The 16,763-nt window shown below is 50.0% G+C and carries 15 protein-coding genes; all 15 read left to right on the top strand.

Annotation, left to right across the window (positions count from 1 at the left end):
• Positions 1-4: 4 nt before the first annotated feature.
• The 15 genes from H9659_RS12810 to H9659_RS12740 all read left to right on the top strand — a co-directional run bounded on the left by H9659_RS12810 (position 5) and on the right by H9659_RS12740 (position 16,753).
• On the top strand, positions 5-985 hold the full coding sequence (locus H9659_RS12810) for a FecCD family ABC transporter permease (protein WP_404828987.1): 981 nt from the start codon (positions 5-7) through the stop codon (positions 983-985).
• On the top strand, positions 985-2,454 hold the full coding sequence (locus H9659_RS12805; protein ID WP_191691178.1) for an adenosylcobinamide amidohydrolase: 1,470 nt from the start codon (positions 985-987) through the stop codon (positions 2,452-2,454). Before H9659_RS12810 ends, H9659_RS12805 begins: the two co-directional genes overlap by 1 nt.
• On the top strand, positions 2,442-3,410 hold the full coding sequence (gene cbiB, locus H9659_RS12800; protein WP_225217830.1) for an adenosylcobinamide-phosphate synthase CbiB: 969 nt from the start codon (positions 2,442-2,444) through the stop codon (positions 3,408-3,410). Before H9659_RS12805 ends, cbiB begins: the two co-directional genes overlap by 13 nt.
• Complete coding sequence (gene cobD, locus H9659_RS12795) at positions 3,397-5,055, top strand: threonine-phosphate decarboxylase CobD (protein WP_191691176.1); 1,659 nt, start codon at positions 3,397-3,399, stop codon at positions 5,053-5,055. Before cbiB ends, cobD begins: the two co-directional genes overlap by 14 nt.
• Positions 5,052-5,897 carry a cobyric acid synthase gene (locus H9659_RS12790; protein WP_191691174.1) on the top strand — a complete coding sequence of 282 codons (846 nt, stop codon included), beginning with the start codon at positions 5,052-5,054 and terminating at the stop codon, positions 5,895-5,897. The genes cobD and H9659_RS12790 overlap by 4 nt, the downstream gene beginning before the upstream one ends.
• Positions 5,894-6,655: an adenosylcobinamide-GDP ribazoletransferase gene (cobS, locus tag H9659_RS12785; protein ID WP_191691172.1), complete on the top strand. Its 762-nt coding sequence runs from the start codon at positions 5,894-5,896 to the stop codon at positions 6,653-6,655. The genes H9659_RS12790 and cobS overlap by 4 nt, the downstream gene beginning before the upstream one ends.
• The gene (locus H9659_RS12780) at positions 6,628-7,224 is read left to right on the top strand and encodes a histidine phosphatase family protein (protein ID WP_191691170.1); all 597 of its coding nucleotides are present in this window, start codon (positions 6,628-6,630) and stop codon (positions 7,222-7,224) included. The genes cobS and H9659_RS12780 overlap by 28 nt, the downstream gene beginning before the upstream one ends.
• Complete coding sequence (locus H9659_RS12775) at positions 7,167-7,559, top strand: bifunctional adenosylcobinamide kinase/adenosylcobinamide-phosphate guanylyltransferase (RefSeq protein ID WP_191691168.1); 393 nt, start codon at positions 7,167-7,169, stop codon at positions 7,557-7,559. The genes H9659_RS12780 and H9659_RS12775 overlap by 58 nt, the downstream gene beginning before the upstream one ends.
• Positions 7,560-7,573: 14 nt before the next feature.
• Entirely contained in the window at positions 7,574-8,170 is a 597-nt protein-coding gene (locus H9659_RS12770) for a cob(I)yrinic acid a,c-diamide adenosyltransferase (RefSeq protein ID WP_191691166.1), read from the top strand.
• Entirely contained in the window at positions 8,167-8,850 is a 684-nt protein-coding gene (locus tag H9659_RS12765; RefSeq protein WP_191691160.1) for an alpha-ribazole-5-phosphate synthase, read from the top strand. Before H9659_RS12770 ends, H9659_RS12765 begins: the two co-directional genes overlap by 4 nt.
• A gap of 615 nt (positions 8,851-9,465) precedes the next feature.
• Positions 9,466-11,616 carry a heterodisulfide reductase-related iron-sulfur binding cluster gene (locus H9659_RS12760; protein ID WP_191691158.1) on the top strand — a complete coding sequence of 717 codons (2,151 nt, stop codon included), beginning with the start codon at positions 9,466-9,468 and terminating at the stop codon, positions 11,614-11,616.
• A 189-nt stretch (positions 11,617-11,805) separates the two neighbouring features.
• Positions 11,806-12,999: an acetyl-CoA C-acetyltransferase gene (locus H9659_RS12755; protein ID WP_191691156.1), complete on the top strand. Its 1,194-nt coding sequence runs from the start codon at positions 11,806-11,808 to the stop codon at positions 12,997-12,999.
• Positions 13,000-13,289: 290 nt separating this feature from the next.
• Positions 13,290-14,141, top strand: coding sequence for a 3-hydroxybutyryl-CoA dehydrogenase (locus H9659_RS12750; protein WP_191691154.1), 852 nt, complete (start codon positions 13,290-13,292; stop codon positions 14,139-14,141).
• A gap of 14 nt (positions 14,142-14,155) precedes the next feature.
• Entirely contained in the window at positions 14,156-15,292 is a 1,137-nt protein-coding gene (locus tag H9659_RS12745; protein WP_191691152.1) for an acyl-CoA dehydrogenase, read from the top strand.
• A 321-nt stretch (positions 15,293-15,613) separates the two neighbouring features.
• Positions 15,614-16,753, top strand: coding sequence for an acyl-CoA dehydrogenase (locus H9659_RS12740; RefSeq protein ID WP_191691150.1), 1,140 nt, complete (start codon positions 15,614-15,616; stop codon positions 16,751-16,753).
• The last annotated feature ends 10 nt before the right edge of the window (positions 16,754-16,763 follow it).

Raw genomic sequence — 16,763 nt, 5'->3', positions numbered from 1 at the left:
ACTGATTGCCTACATCGTTTCAGCTGCCGTTCTTGTGACGGCAGTTGGCCTCGGTGTATCCATCGGATCTGTCCACGTGCCGATCAGCACACTTTGGAACCAAGGGGCGGACACGACTGCGACCAATATTCTATGGAAAATCAGAATGCCGCGTGTTATCCTGGCGGGACTCGTTGGTGCGTCGCTCGCCATTGCGGGTGCTGCATTCCAAGGGCTGCTTAAAAATCCACTTGCAGATCCCTACACCCTCGGAGTGTCATCCGGCGCCTCTGTAGGTGCTGTGATGACGCTCTTTTTCGGCATTAGTATTCCCGTTCTCGGTCTCTACACGCTCCCTGTTTTCAGTATGGCCGGTGCCGCAATCACAATGTTTCTTGTCCTCAGCTTTGCGAAGCTCGTCGACCGTGGTCTCAACATGGAAACGATCATCTTAACAGGAATCATTTTCGGCTCATTCCTCGGCTCCGTACTGTCACTAATGATTGCGCTTACAGGTGAAGAGCTCCGTCAAATCATCGGTTGGCTCCTAGGAAGCGTTTCGATGCGTGGCTGGAATTACATCCATATGATTCTCCCATTCACAATCATCGGTTCGTTTCTTTTGTGGATGAACCGGAGGGAACTGAACGCGATGCTATTCGGAGAAGACAGGGCGAAACACTTAGGTGTAGACGTGAAACGCCGGAAACTCGTCATCTTAATCGGAGGCTCGATCTTAACAGGTGCAGCCGTATCCGTTTCCGGAACAATCGGTTTCGTCGGACTTGTCGTCCCCCATATGACGCGCCTGCTTTGGGGAGCGGACCATCGTCATCTACTTACACTATCGTTCATGAATGGGGCGACGCTGCTCATCATCTGTGACCTCATTGCGCGCACGATCATTTCGCCGACAGAGCTGCCCGTAGGTGTCATCACCGCATTCATCGGCGCACCAGTATTTGCATTCATCTTTTATCGACAACGGAAAGGGGGGGCTGCGTAATGTTGCATGTACAAGGTTTAACAGGTGGGTATGGCAAAGAACCGATCGTGAAAAACGTGTCATTCGACGTACAACCTGGGGAAATACTTGGCATCCTAGGCCCGAACGGCAGCGGGAAGTCGACACTTCTCAAAATGATTTCAGGTATCTTGCCGAAACAAGCAGGAAGCGTTGAAATCGCGGATAAACCAGCAGGCAATTATTCGCCGAAAGCGTTTGCGCGCAACGTGGCAGTACTTCCGCAAATGCACGCCCATGCGTTTTCGCATACTGTCCGAGCAACCGTCGAACTCGGGCGCTATCCGTACCAAACGGGGCTTTTCTCCTCGTGGAGCGCAGAAGACGAAGCGGCCGTGAACCACGCAATGGAACGGACAGGGGTCGCACGCTACGCAAACACCCTCATCGAATCGTTATCCGGCGGAGAGCAGCAGCGCGTATTTGTCGCGCAAGCCCTAGCCCAGCAAGCCCCGCTTCTGTTGTTGGATGAACCCACGAATCATCTCGATATCGCCTACCAGCAGCAATTGCTGGACACAGTTCGAAGTCTTGCAGTCGACGAAGGCAAAACCGTCGTTTCCGTGTTCCATGACGTCAACTTGGCTGCGCTCTATTGCGACCGGTTATTACTCATGGAACACGGTGAAATCGCGAAAATCGGTTTGCCGCAAGACGTTGTAAGGGAGCCGATTATTCAATCTGTTTACAATGCTGCGGTCAAAACACAAGCCCATCCGGAATTGCCAAAGCCACAAATGACGTTGCTGCCGGCTATGAACGGTAAAACCCGAGAGTCTTATATTGTGGATGAAACCCAGTTCACCGTCACCCCAGACAGTGTACTATTCCAAGCACCGCAGTCGCTCAAAACGGTTTCATCCGCTGTCCATAATCCAGGGACGGGCTGGTACACTACATTCGTAAACCGTCATGTCGACGCAACTTATGATTGTGATGATGTGAAAACGGAAATGGAAGACTACCTTGAAAAACGGGGTCATCATCTTACTGATACAGTCGGTATGATGACAGCTGTGCAAACACTCCATGCTGAAATTGAAAGTTTTGCGGATGAAGGAGTGTCCATCGTCATCGCTGTCACAGCAGGCGTCGGCAATGCAGTCGACGTCTCAAAAGCGCGTGAAAGGGACATACGTGTCGGTACGATAAACACGTGGATCATCGTCAACGGGCGACTTTCCGATGAGGCGTTCATCCAAGCGATGATCACCGCAACTGAAGCGAAAACACGCGCGCTTCAGACGGAAAACGTGCTCGATCCGTTAACTGGAACACAAGCAACAGGAACCTCAACGGATAGTCTCCTCGTCGCAGCAACGCAAACGGGAAAAGAACTCCCATATGCAGGGCCCATCACTCCGCTTGGGAAATTGATCGGGACGGGTGTCTATGAATGTACAATCCGCGCCATCAAGACGTACAAGGAGGCGAAAGGATGGAAGGACTGATCCTAGCGCATCTACTCGCGGTTACACTCGGATTCTATCTGGATCGGATTATCGGCGATCCGCCAAACTGGCCGCACCCTGTCCGATGGCTCGGAACGTATATTACAAAACTCACAAATTTTCTGAATAACGGAAGTCGTCGCACTGCAAAAGGGGCTCTCTTGCTAGTCCTTATCGTCCTGCCGACGTTCTTACTCGTTGCCATCTTCACTGTCGCAGCCTACTGGTGGCATCCCGTTATCGGAATCGCGGTGGAAAGTGTCTTCATCTCCATCGGGCTCGCACAAAAAAGTTTGCGCATTGCAGCACTTGACGTCTCGAGACCGCTTGCAGCAGGTGACATGAAAGAAGCCCGCAAAAAATTGTCTTGGATTGTAGGGAGAGATACAGACACGTTGAGTGAATCCGAAGTCACGAGAGGCGTCGTAGAAACGGTCTCTGAAAATATCTCCGACGGCGTCACGGCACCCCTTTTCTTCTCATTTCTACTCGGTGCACCTGGGCTGTGGTTGTATAAATCGGTGAACACATTGGACTCCATGGTCGGCTACAAAGACGATCGCTATCGCGAATTCGGAACGGCATCTGCTCGTGCTGACGACGTTCTGAACTTCATTCCATCCAGAATAACCGGCTTTCTGATCCTCGTCCTTTCGCCAAATGAAGGTGGCATTCCACTCCGCAAGAGATTTGAAGGCTGGCGAACGGATGCCAAGAAGCACCCGAGCCCGAACAGCGGCTATCTGGAAGCCGCAACCGCATGGCAACTCGGCGTTCAGCTTGGCGGCACGAATACATACAACGGGGTCACGTCCCATCGTCCGGAATTCGGTCCGAACTTAAAAAAACTGACCGGCATCCATATCAATCAAACACTTGTCCAACTAAACCGCGCGGCATCCGGTGTTTGGGTGCTCGGCATCATCATCGGAGGGATCATCTATGCCACTGCCTAACCATGGCGCGAACCCGCACAAACTATACGAAACACTGAATCTGAAACAGCCGGCGCACGTGCTCGATTTCAGTGAAAACTGCAATCCAGCAGGTCCGCCTGCAGCAATCCAGACAGGATGGAGCGAACTTCTGCCAGAAATTGCACGCTATCCAGATCCGAACGGAGAACCATTCCGCACAGCTGTCGCAAAGTTTCACGGCATCGATGTCTCCCAACTCGTTCTCGGAAATGGAGCGGCTGAACTCCTATCACTCGTCGCCGATCGATACCGTGGAAAGCGGGCAATTCTTATCCACCCGACGTTCTCCGAATACGAAGCGACATTAACCGCAGCTGGGGCGCACATTACACACATCCAAGCGCACGAAGAAGACGGCTTCACTTTACCTATCGACGAACTCAAAACAGCTATCAGGACCGCGGACGTCCTATACATATGCACACCTAACAATCCGACGGGGGTTTTACCAAGCCGAACAGACTTAATCGCGCTCATTCAACATGCGATTGCTTTTTCCTGTGATGTCGTTTTGGACGAAGCGTTCATGGATTGGGTCGATGAAACCTTATCGTTCATTCCCGAAATTGGGAACTACCCGAATGTGATCGTTATCCGCTCGATGACGAAATTGTACGCCATTCCAGGCATCCGGCTCGGGTATGCGGTTGCGCATCCCGACCGTATTGAAAACATCAGCCGAATAGCACCTCATTGGAATATCAATGCAATCGCGGCACAGCTCGGTACGATTTGTCTGCAGCAGGCAGATTATCGCGAACGTGCCATTAGGCAAGCAGCCGAGGAACGCTTGAAGATGACAGCCTTTTTAGCGTCATACCAATGTAAAGTCATTGATTCTGCAGCGAATTACCTCCTATTCCAACCGCCTGCACATCTTCCTGCCAATGAAGTGTTCACCGAGTTGCTGAAGCAAGGCATCGTCGTCCGCCATACCGAAAACTTCAAAGGGCTCGATGGTCGTTGGCTCCGCATTGGGTTGAAGTCCGCCTGCGACATGGAGACCCTACGGACCGCACTGACCCCTATTTTGAATGAAACCCGAAGTACGCTCACTTTCATAAGCGGAGGAGTGAGAAGCGGGAAAAGTGCTTATGCAGAACAGCTTGTTCGAACGGAAGCAGCAAAAACAGGAGGTCGGCTCGTATATATCGCATCCGGCACCGCAACCGACGAAGAAATGGCAGAGCGGATTGCACGCCATCGAGCCGATCGAGCGGATGATGGCTGGACAACGATTGAGCAGCCCACGCATCTTGAGAATGTGCTGCCTAACTTGCAGCCTGACGACCATGTCCTATGGGACTGCGTAACAACATGGCTTGGAAACGAAGCGTTTGAAGGTTGGGAATCCGGTGAGCCCTGTATTTTGAAGCATGAATGCATGGAACGAAAAGTCGCTACGTTGCTCGAGACAATCGACCGTATTCAAAATCAGACGAACCAACTTGTCATTGTATCCAACGAAGTGTTTGATGAATCTCCAAAGACCGAGGAAATCACGCGAACGTATACACAAATACTGGGCGCATTGCACCAAGCAATTGTTGAGAAAGCGGATGCCGCGATTGAAATGGATAGTGGATTACCGATTGTCCATAAGCAAAGGAGGATGCACGGATGAACGGAATCATGGTCATGGGAACCGCGTCAGACGTAGGCAAAAGCCTCGTCTGTACAGCGCTTTGCCGCTTGCTTGCGAATGATGGCATCCGCGTTGCGCCATTCAAATCCCAGAATTTATCACCCTATATGGAATATGCTGTGGACGGAACACCAATCAGCCGCGCACAATTCATCCAAGCAGAAGCAGCCCGGACACAACCGACTGCGGACATGAACCCAATCATTTTGCAGCCGGGAGCGGACGGAACACTGAAAGGCACCTTTTGTGGACAGCCACTCGAGCCGGCGAGCGGCATGGCTTACCGTGACGTGTATTACGAACGGGCGATCCAAGCGATTGAACAGTCACTCGATTCCTTAAGCACCTCTTTCGACGCGCTTGTCATCGAAGGGGCCGGAAGTCCAGTGGAGATGAATTTACGCGCAAGGGACATAGTGAACATGCGAGTTGCTGAACTGGCGGACGTACCGGTCTTACTCGTAGCGGATATCGATCGAGGTGGCGTTTTTGCATCAATAGTCGGCACGCTTGAATTGCTGCAGCCATCCGAACGAAATCGGGTGAAAGCGATTGTTATCAATAAATTCAAAGGGGATTCCGCGGGATTCCAAGAGGGCATTGAATTCATAGAATCCTATACAGGCATTCCGGTTGCAGGAGTGCTGCCATACAAAGCTAACCACGGAATTGCAGAGGAAGACACCGAGAAACCCGAAACACCAGAAACACAAGCACCAAGCGGGACGGATCCGTATGAAGAATGGTCTGAGCACGTTCTTCAGCATATCAACTGGCCATTACTGAAAGGGATTATCGGAGTGGAAGGGGCGAGCAGATGAACGGAATTCTACTGGCACTCCAGTTTTTCACAAGCATCCCCGTCCGAAAAGAATTGCCGATGGAACGCCGTCACATCACGGCGATGTATGGTGCGCTGCCATTTGTCGGTGCGCTGGTCGGACTTGCAATGACTGCGAGTATTTTACTAAGTGAGTGGCTCGGATTCGGGTCTATTCTCGCAAGCGTCCTAACACTAGTTGTCGGAATCGCCTTAACTGGCGGCTTGCATTTGGACGGAGTCGCTGACACGAGCGACGCCTATTTTTCTTTTCGGGATCAGAAGCGCCGACATGAAATTCTTGCAGATCCGAGAATCGGCGCATTCGGTACGCTTGGGCTCATAGTGTTCATCCTATTGAAATTTGCACTGCTGCAAGAATTGATTGCAACGGGTCAAGCAAGCGTTTACGTCCTCGTCGCAGTTCCATTTCTTGCCCGGGGCGCCATGGTGCTTTACTTTGTCTCGACCAAGCCTGCAAAAACAAGCGGCATGGCGGTTTTCTTTCTAGAAAAACTGAATCGCAAGCCGCTCATTGTTTGGACGATTGTATGCATCAGTGTCGGGATGATCGCTATGGGAAAAGTTTTGGAAACAGCCATTCTGCCGATTGTCATGGCGGGTCTAATCGGTGTTTCACTTCTGCTGTATCGATCGTGGACCGTTCGTAACTTTGGAGGCGTCACAGGTGATTTAAGCGGTGCGTTCATCGAAGGAATGGAGGTCGTGCTATGGTTTGCGGTGTTGAGTTCATTGTAATCCGTCATTTGCCGACAATCGGTAATGGAAAACGGCAATACATCGGGTGGACGGACGAACCGATTGTGCCGACTGCTTTAGAGCCTTACGATACTGAGTGTACTGAAGTATACGGCAGTGATTTACTAAGGACGAGACAAACTGCAGCATTGCTGTTTCCGAACGCAACCTATCAGTCCGACCCCCGTTTCCGGGAATGTAATTTTGGCGAATTTGAAGGGAAAACGTACACACAACTTGAAAGGTATTCACATTACCGGAGTTGGGTGGAGGATCCGACGGCGTTAGCACCTTCTGGGGGCGAATCGTTGCGACAAGTAGAAGCACGTGTAGTGGAAGCGTTTCAACATTTACCTCCGGGTGCGCGCCTCGTTACCCATGGCGGTCCGATTCGGTTGCTGCTCGAACGATTCGCACCGGAACCACGTGATTTCTGGTCATGGGAAGTCCCGCATGGAGTTGTTTACCGGTTTCATTGGAAGACAGAGGGACAGTGGAAGGAGGGACAGCGATGCACATCGTTATCGGTGGAGCGGCTAACGGAAAACGGAAATTCGTCCGGGAAATGATGTCTTCGGAGGCCAGATGGTTCGGGGATGAAAAGCCGCTTGTCTTGAGGGAGTTGAGCGAGCTGTCTGCTGAACAACCCGCTGTCATATGCAGCGTTGAACAGTGGATGGCAACGCGTCTGGAAGATGAGGAGAAAGCGATCCGTGAGTTCCTCAATGCTTTAGCAGGAAAAAGTATCACGCTCATCATAACGGATATCGGTAGAGGAATCGTGCCGATGGATGCGCAAGAACGGGCACTTCGTGATGCATGTGGAAGGTTGAATCAGCATTTAATGAAAGTGGCTATTGAGGTCACTCGGGTCTGGTACGGGATCCCGCAAAAATTGAAGTGAAGGGGAGATAACCTATGAAAATCTATACAAAAACAGGGGATAAAGGTCAAACGAGCTTAATCGGAGGTCGGGTGGACAAAGACAGCTTACGCGTTGAAGCATATGGCACAATCGATGAATTGAATTCATTCATCGGAAAAGCGATGGCGGAACTCGATCCGGAAACGTGCCGGGATATTTTCGACGACCTTGAAGCGGTGCAAAACGAGCTCTTTGACGGGGGTGGAGATCTCGCGAACGTCATGAAAGAACGTCATTACAAATTGTCCGATGAGCCGATTGAAGTGCTCGAACAACGCATTGACGAGCTGATGGAAGAAGCGCCGCCACTCGAGAAATTCATCCTGCCTGGCGGAACACATGCAGCTGCGTCACTTCACATTTGCCGGACAGTCACGCGCCGCGCAGAACGGATCACCGTGACACTTATGAAGAATGAAGAAGACGTGCCAGCTACGGTTCAGCGCTATTTGAACCGTCTTTCGGACTATTTATTCGTTGCAGCGCGTATTGTCAACAAGCGGGCAAACGTTTCGGATAACGAATACGTCCGCAGCGCGAAAGTGTTCCGGACAGGAGCGAAAGACAAAAAGGATAACGCGGGCGAATGATCGCATACCGGAATGCGATTCAGCTCGGCGACTGGATTGTCACGACCGATAATTCAGGCGGCATCGGGGAGAAAGCAGCCGACCTCGTTGCGGCTCCTGACCGCATCACCGCGCGTTTCGCAACCCGCGTCGCCCTGCTCGAACAGTGGGCGGCGAATGCGGAACCGGAAGCGGTGCTGCTTCATAATTTCAGTGGAGACGCCAGCTGGGACCGATACTGCAAAGGGATCCAGGATGTTTTTGATGAAATTTGTGCCGCTGTACCGCCGATCACCGGCAGCAGCGAAACGAACATGTCACTTCGTCAATCCGCCGTTGCCGTGACAGTTATGGGTAGGCGGGCAGTGGATACGACTGCACCTTCAAACGGAAATTGGTATACATACGGAACACCTCTTGTCGGTGGAGAAGTGCTAACACGGGAATCCGAAATTGCGTCACTCGCCGTTCTTGCCAAAGCACGTCACAATGGACTCATTCAGCAAATCTGGCCAGTTGGCTCAAAAGGGATTTTGGCGGAATGGCAAGCGCTCACTGGAGACGCGACTCGCGGGGTGGACAGTCCACTCGACGTCACATGTTCGGCCGGCCCAGCAACAGTCATCCTGCTGCAGATTGATCCGCATCGACTGGCAGATGCCAAACATCTTTTTGGTTCGTTGTTGCATAGATTGGAATGAATCCGGAATCATTGGCAACAGACTGCAGTTCAAGAGATTGATTGGGAGCGCTTCGCTTGTTGAGTGCGGACTTGTGTTCGCCTGAGTGGAATTCACCGGACGAGAAAGTACTAAACTCGTCGAAGTGCTCATAATTTTTGGAACCTCTCATAAACTCGTCGAAGTGCTCATAAATCTAGGAAATCGCTCATAAATTCGTCAAAGTGCTCATAAATCTTGGAAATCGCTCATAAACTCATCAAAGTGCTCATAAATCTAGAAAACCGCTCATAAACTCGTCAAAGTGCTCATAAATCTAGAAAACCGCTCATAAACTCATCAAAGTGCTCATAAACCCAGAAAAACAGCTCATAAACCCACCAAAATGCTCATAAATATCAAAATCCAAGTCGTATTCTCACCCCGCTCAAGCTACTCATATAGCAATTCATTCACGAATACCCAGCTTCGTTCACGTCCGATAACCTCTTCATCAGAATTCACTACCATTTCAAAATTTTCATTGACTGAATGCTCATTCATATCTTAAACTAGTAAGTAATGCATCGACAAAACGCTTTAATTCGTCTAGACTAGTAAGAACATTCACTACATACACACAAAGGGGAGGACATCATGACACCTTTATTAATCGCCAACTGGGTTTTGTTCCTAGGTGTTGTCGCATATGGGCTGGCGCTGTTTACATATTTGATCAAAACACGCACACAATTCATCCGACTCGGGCAAAAAGAAGACTTTGACAACAACGTTCAAAAACGCTTGAAAGAAGTATGGGTAAACGTATTCGGACAAAAGAAATTATTGAAAGATAAAAAGAGCGGTACGATCCATGTCATGTTCTTCTATGGATTCCTGCTCGTTCAATTCGGTGCAATCGATCTGATTTGGAAAGGATTGAAACCGGATTCACACTTACCATTCGGCCCGGTCTATCCATTCTTCACTTTCTTCCAGGAGATTGTGGTTGCGGTCATCTTAGTAGCGGTTGTATGGGCATTCTATCGTCGTTACATGGAAAAACTTGTACGCCTGAAACGCGGCTGGAAGTCAGGGCTTGTTTTGATCTTCATCGGATCGCTTATGATTTCCACACTTGTCGCAAACGGCATGAACATGATTTGGCATGGCCACGCAACGACGTGGACTGAACCTATGGCGTCAGGAATTGCAATCGTTTTCAGTTTCCTGTCACCGACGGCGGCAGCAGCGATTTTCTTCGTTGCATGGTGGGTTCACTTGCTTACATTGCTCACATTCCTCGTGTATGTGCCGCAATCGAAGCACGCACACTTGATCGCCGGACCGGTCAATACGTACATGATGCGTTTCGATCGTCGCGGGAAACTTGCGCCAATCGATTTTGAAGCGCTTGAAGAAATTGAAGATGAAGAGGAGATGCCAACTCTTGGTGTCGGTAAAATCACGGATTTCACACAGCTGCAAATGATCGACTTGTATGCGTGTGTGGAATGCGGTCGCTGTACGAATATGTGTCCAGCCACCGGAACAGGAAAAATGCTGTCACCGATGGATTTGATCACAAAACTACGCGATAATTTGACGAACACGGGGGCATTGACAACGAAACAGAAACCTTGGGTGCCTTCATTCATGTTCAGTCATACAAAAGGGAACCAGATTGCGCTGGCTGCTGGTCTCGAAGGTGCAACAATGGACGATATCTACAATCCATCATTGATTGGCGATGTGATCACTGAAGAAGAGATTTGGGCATGTACGACGTGCCGTAACTGTGAAGACCAATGTCCGGTTATGAACGAACACGTTGATAAAATCATCGACCTCCGCCGTTATCTCGTGATGACGGAAGGGAAAATGGATGCGGATGCACAGCGCGCGATGACGAACATTGAACGCCAAGGAAATCCATGGGGACTGAACCGTAAAGAGAAAGAGAACTGGCGTGACGCACGTCCGGATCTTAAGATTCCAACGGTGAAGGAACTGAAAAAAGCAGACGAATCATTCGAATACTTGCTATGGGTCGGCTCAATGGGAGCATTCGACAACCGTTCACAGAAAATCGCGTTGTCCTTCGCCCACTTGTTGAATGAAGCAGGGGTTTCCTTCGCAATTCTTGGCAACAAAGAAAAGAACTCCGGAGATACTCCGCGTCGTCTCGGAAACGAATTCCTATTCCAGGAACTTGCGACTGCGAATATCGCGGAATTCGAAAAAGCGGAAGTGAAGAAAATAGTCACCATCGACCCGCATGCGTTCAACATTTTCAAAAACGAGTATCCTGACTTCGGCTTCACCGCTGAAGTGCTTCACCATACCGAACTGTTACATGAACTCGTCCAACAAGGGCGCTTGAAACCGCAGCATTCAATCGACGAAACGATCACGTTCCACGATTCGTGTTACCTCGGTCGTTACAATGACGTCTACGATGCACCACGCGAAATTTTGAAATCCATTCCAGGCGTCAACCTGGTCGAGATGAAACGAAACCGACAAGACGGCATGTGCTGTGGCGCCGGCGGAGGTCTTATGTGGATGGAAGAAGACGCTGGTCACCGCATCAACGTCGCTCGGACGGAGCAAGCAATGGAAGTGACACCGGGAATCATCTCTTCCGGATGTCCGTATTGCTTGACGATGCTGTCTGACGGAACGAAAGCGATCGAAGTGGAAGAAACGGTAGGAACGTATGACATTGCAGAACTTCTCGAACGTTCTGTATTCGGGGAAGAAATTGCAGATGGTTCCGAATCTGAGCTGGAACCCGTTCTACAGTGAAAAAAGTTTGCCAGACTGCCAGATTTGTCCTACAATTAAGACAGTCGAACAGAACAGAATTATGAATTAAATCATTCGAGGGGGAGCACTAATGCTTCCCCTTTCTGATGAACCCTTACCGAGCGAGCGTTCAGTCGCTCCTGCTAAGCCGAAATGTAAACGCTATCAAAAAACTGGAGGATGATGAAAATGGTTAAAACAGTATTGATTGACGGCGCACGAACTGCTTTTGGGAAAATGGGCGGAGCACTCCAAACCCTCTCTGCAAGTGATTTAGGCGGAGCAGCAATCAAGGCCGCTCTGGAACGCTCTAACGTTGAGGCTACAGATGTAAACGAAGTGATTTTCGGAACGGTTTTACAAGCGGGGCAAGGACAGATTCCTTCAAGACAAGCTGCGGTAAAAGCAGGACTCCCGTGGAATGTGAAAACGGAGACTATCAACAAAGTTTGCGCATCGGGTATGCGAAGTGTGACGCTAGGTGATCAGCTTATCCGACTTGGGGACGAAGAAGTCATCGTTGCAGGCGGTATGGAGTCGATGTCGAACGCGCCGTACTACTTGCCAAAAGGTCGTTTCGGCTTACGTATGGGAGACGCGACACTCGTTGATGGCATGATCTACGATGGACTTTCCGATTCGTTCTCTCCTGGAAATGTGCACATGGGTACGTTCGGGAATTCAACTGCAGAAGCATTCAATGTGACGCGTGAACGACAAGACGAATGGGCGCTTCGCAGTCACCAACGTGCTGTGACCGCTATGGAAAAAGGATTATTTGCGGATGAAATCACACCCGTGGAAATCCCGCAGCGTAAAGGTGATCCAATCGTAGTCGACAGAGACGAAGCGCCGCGTAAAGATACGTCACTCGATGTGCTCGCGAAACTTCGGCCGGCATTCGGTAAAGATGGCACCGTCACTGCAGGAAACGCGCCTGGAGTGAACGACGGCGCATGCGCACTCGTGTTGATGAGCGATGAACGGGCAGCACGCGAAGGCAAAAACGTCCTCGCAACTGTAATCGGCCACGCAGAAGTCGCAGTCGAGCCTGAAAACTTCCCGCAAACTCCAGGCCTCGTCATCAATGAAATCTTGAAGAAAACAGGCAAATCGATTGAAGACATCGATCTATTTGAAATCAATGAAGCATTCGCAGTGGTTGCACTTGCCAGTTCGGATATTGCAAGGCTAGACCCGGAAAAAGTGAACGTCAACGGCGGTGCAGTCGCACTCGGACACCCAATCGGTGCAAGTGGAGCTCGTATCATTCTGACACTTGCGTATGAATTGAAACGCAGAGGTGGAGGAATCGGTATCGCAGCCATCTGTTCAGGCGGCGGTCAAGGCGACGCAATCATGATCGAAGTACCGAAGCAATAACTAGCAAGGCGAACCAACTTGTTGCGCTGATAGTTTATGAGCGGAATTCGGAATTTATGATCATTTTTCGGGGATTATGAGCAGTTTTGTGATTTTATGATCACATTTCGAGATTTATGAGCGTAATTCCTGATTTATGATCACAATCCGAGATTTATGAGCGGAATCACAAGTTTATGATCACAATCTCAACTTTATGAGCATCTCCAAGTAACGAGGTTGAAAAACTCCAGCTGAGCCACTAAAAGCTTGCACCATCTATCAACATGACACGGAAAGGATGAATAGACATGAACATTCAAAACGTAATGGTAATCGGCGCTGGTCAAATGGGCGGCGGCATCGCACAAGTTTGCGCACAAGCGGGATTCAATGTGACCCTCAATGACGTGAAAGAGGAATCGTATGCAAAAGGAATCGCCGTCATCGAAAAGAACTTGGCACGCAGCGTTGAAAAACAACGAATGACAGAAGAGGAAAAGCAAGCAGTCCTCGGACGCATCACGAAATCATTGGATATCCACGACGCTAAAAATGTAGATATCGTCATCGAAGCAGCAGTTGAAAATATGGACATCAAAAAATCCATCTTTAAACAATTAGACGAAATTGCACCGGCGCACACAATTCTTGCAACGAACACATCCTCACTCCCGATCACGGAAATTGCAGCGGCAACGAAGCGGCCGGAACAAGTCATCGGCATGCACTATATGAACCCGGTGCCAGTCATGAAACTCGTTGAAATCATCCGTGGTTTGTCCACATCGGACTCCGTTTATCAATCGGTCGAAGACATGACGAACAAACTTGGAAAAGTGCCTGTAGAAGTGAACGACTTCCCTGGATTTGTCGCAAACCGCATCCTTATGCCGATGATCAACGAAGCGATTTTCACATTGCAAGAAGGGGTCGCAACGAAGGAAGCGATCGACGAAGTGATGAAACTTGGGATGAACCACCCGATGGGACCACTTCAACTCGCAGACTTTATCGGACTTGACACATGCCTTTACATCATGGAAACGCTGCAAGAAGGCTACGGTGATCCTAAATATCGACCGTGTGCATTGCTGCGTAAATACGTAAACGCCGGCTGGCTCGGCAAAAAATCAGGACGGGGCTTCTACTCGTACTCATAAAAGGGGATTAACCTATGGATTTCCAATTCACCGAAGAACAACAGATGATGCGCAAACTAGTCAAAGACTTTGCAAAAGCAGAAATTGAACCGTTCATTCCTAACTTGGAGGCGGATGAATTTCCAACAGAAATCGTCAAGAAGATGGGTGAGCTCGGACTTATGGGCATCACCGTCCCTGAAGAATATGGCGGCGCTGGTATGGATTTCGTCTCGTACATTAGTGCAATCCACGAACTTTCTAAAGTGCACGCAACGGTCGGAGTCATCCTTTCCGTACATACATCCGTCGGTACCAATCCGATTCTCTACTTCGGAACAGAAGAGCAGAAAGAACGCTACCTGAAGAGAATGGCAGCTGGCGAATTACTAGGTGCGTTCTGTCTGACAGAACCTGCATCGGGCTCGGACGCGGGATCCCTGAAAACACGCGCTGTGAAAAAGGACGGCGGTTACGTCCTGAACGGCTCGAAAGTATTCATCACAAATGGAGGGGAAGCGGACGTTTACATCGTCTTCGCCGCCACGGATCCGTCCAAAGGTTCCTATGGCATCTCGGCATTCATCGTGGATGGCGATACTCCTGGTTTAGTCATCGGGAAAAACGAAGACAAAATGGGCATGCATGGCTCTCGTACCGTTCAGCTCACATTCGAAGACATGTTCGTACCTGAATCCAACTTGCTAGGCGAAGAAAATGCAGGCTTCAAAATTGCGATGGCAAACCTCGACGTCGGCAGAATCGGAATCGCAGCACAAGCGCTCGGAATCGCGGAAGCGGCGCTCGAAGCAGCTACTGACTATGCGAAGGAACGCGTCCAATTCGGCAAACCGATTGCTGCGAACCAAGGCATCGGCTTCAAGATTGCTGACATGGCCACCGCTACAGAAGCATCCCGCTTACTCGTTTACCGAGCAGCTCAATTGCGTGCTGAAGGGAAATCGTGCGCACAAGAAGCCTCCATGGCAAAACTGTTCGCCTCCCAAACGGCAATGGACAACGCGATTGAAGCCGTCCAAGTATTCGGCGGCTATGGGTATACAAAAGACTATCCCGTCGAGCGTTACTTCCGCGACGCCAAAGTCACTCAAATCTATGAAGGCACAAGCGAAATCCAGCGCATCGTAATTTCTAAGAATCTTACAAAATGATTAGCGAGACAGAAAGGGAATGAGTGGGAATCAATCCTAGCAATCTCATCCCCTCTCCAAATAGAGAAAAGTGATCAAGCACCCAGCGAATCCGCTCAAGCGGCGCGAAAAGTGATCAAGGAACAGGTGGATCCGCTCAAGCGCAGCGGAAAGTGATCAAGCAGCAGGTGAATCCGCTCAAGCGGCGCGGAAAGTGATCAAGCAACAGGTGAATCCGCTCAAGCGCAGCCAAAAGTGATCAAGCATCCAGCGAATCCGCTCAAGCGACCCGAAAACATGAATACCCTAATCAATGAATCCAAAAGAAAAGAGGAACTCACCATGAACTTTACACTTTCTGAAGAACACGAAATGATCCGCAAGATGGTTCGCGACTTTGCAGAGAAAGAAGTCGCTCCGACTGCTGCAGAACGTGACGAAGAAGAACGCTTCGATATGGATTTATTCAAAAAGATGGCGGAACTCGGATTGACAGGAATTCCTTGGCCGGAAGAATACGGCGGCATCGGCAGTGACTATCTCGCATACGTGATCGCAGTCGAAGAACTGTCACGCGTTTGTGCATCAACTGGAGTCACACTTTCTGCGCACACATCACTCGCAGGATGGCCTGTCTTCAAATACGGAACTGAAGAACAGAAGCAAAAATACCTTCGTCCGATGGCAGAAGGTACGAAAATCGGTGCATATGGACTTACTGAACCGGGTTCAGGTTCTGACGCTGGCGGCATGAAAACAACCGCTAAACTGGACGGCGATGACTATGTGTTGAACGGTTCGAAAATCTTCATCACAAACGGCGGAATTGCAGATATCTACATCGTATTTGCGGTCACGGATGCGGATTCCAAGCACAAAGGAACTACGGCATTCATCGTCGAAGCGGACTATCCTGGTTTTTCTGTCGGCAAAAAAGAGAAAAAGCTCGGCATCCGTTCATCGCCAACGACGGAAATCATTTTCGACAACTGCCGCGTACCGAAAGAAAACATGCTCGGTGAAGAAGGGCAAGGGTTCATCATCGCGATGAAAACACTCGACGGCGGTCGGAACGGAATTGCTGCACAAGCAGTCGGGATCGCTCAAGGTGCACTCGACCATGCAACAGACTATGCAAAAGAGCGCGTACAGTTCGGCAAGCCGATTGTAGCCAACCAAGGAATCGGATTCAAACTTGCAGACATGGCAACCTCAACTGAAGCATCCCGTCTGCTCACGTACCAGGCAGCGTGGCTCGAGTCCAACAACCTTCCGTACGGAAAAGCATCGGCAATGGCGAAACTGATGGCAGGCGACACGGCAATGAAAGTCACAACAGAAGCGGTTCAAGTCTATGGCGGATACGGATATACGAAAGACTATCCGGTCGAGCGCTTCATGCGCGACGCAAAAATCACACAAATTTACGAAGGTACGCAAGAAGTGCAGCGACTCGTCATCTCCCGTATGCTGACGAAGTAAAAAGGGGGTC

Origin of the sequence: Sporosarcina gallistercoris (genome assembly GCF_014836415.1) — a bacterium.
Taxonomy (GTDB): domain Bacteria; phylum Bacillota; class Bacilli; order Bacillales_A; family Planococcaceae; genus Sporosarcina; species Sporosarcina gallistercoris.
This window is presented reverse-complemented; position numbering and strand designations above follow the sequence as displayed.

Excerpts from the sequence above, each read along its gene's own strand:
- H9659_RS12805 (WP_191691178.1), top strand. The coding sequence starts at position 985 with ATGTTGCATGTACAAGGTTTAACAGGTGGGTATGGCAAAGAACCGATC.
- cbiB (WP_225217830.1), top strand. The coding sequence starts at position 2,442 with ATGGAAGGACTGATCCTAGCGCATCTACTCGCGGTTACACTCGGATTC.
- cobD (WP_191691176.1), top strand. The coding sequence starts at position 3,397 with ATGCCACTGCCTAACCATGGCGCGAACCCGCACAAACTATACGAAACA.
- H9659_RS12790 (WP_191691174.1), top strand. The coding sequence starts at position 5,052 with ATGAACGGAATCATGGTCATGGGAACCGCGTCAGACGTAGGCAAAAGC.
- cobS (WP_191691172.1), top strand. The coding sequence starts at position 5,894 with ATGAACGGAATTCTACTGGCACTCCAGTTTTTCACAAGCATCCCCGTC.
- H9659_RS12780 (WP_191691170.1), top strand. The coding sequence starts at position 6,628 with ATGGTTTGCGGTGTTGAGTTCATTGTAATCCGTCATTTGCCGACAATC.
- H9659_RS12775 (WP_191691168.1), top strand. The coding sequence starts at position 7,167 with ATGCACATCGTTATCGGTGGAGCGGCTAACGGAAAACGGAAATTCGTC.
- H9659_RS12770 (WP_191691166.1), top strand. The coding sequence starts at position 7,574 with ATGAAAATCTATACAAAAACAGGGGATAAAGGTCAAACGAGCTTAATC.
- H9659_RS12765 (WP_191691160.1), top strand. The coding sequence starts at position 8,167 with ATGATCGCATACCGGAATGCGATTCAGCTCGGCGACTGGATTGTCACG.
- H9659_RS12760 (WP_191691158.1), top strand. The coding sequence starts at position 9,466 with ATGACACCTTTATTAATCGCCAACTGGGTTTTGTTCCTAGGTGTTGTC.
- H9659_RS12755 (WP_191691156.1), top strand. The coding sequence starts at position 11,806 with ATGGTTAAAACAGTATTGATTGACGGCGCACGAACTGCTTTTGGGAAA.
- H9659_RS12750 (WP_191691154.1), top strand. The coding sequence starts at position 13,290 with ATGAACATTCAAAACGTAATGGTAATCGGCGCTGGTCAAATGGGCGGC.
- H9659_RS12745 (WP_191691152.1), top strand. The coding sequence starts at position 14,156 with ATGGATTTCCAATTCACCGAAGAACAACAGATGATGCGCAAACTAGTC.
- H9659_RS12740 (WP_191691150.1), top strand. The coding sequence starts at position 15,614 with ATGAACTTTACACTTTCTGAAGAACACGAAATGATCCGCAAGATGGTT.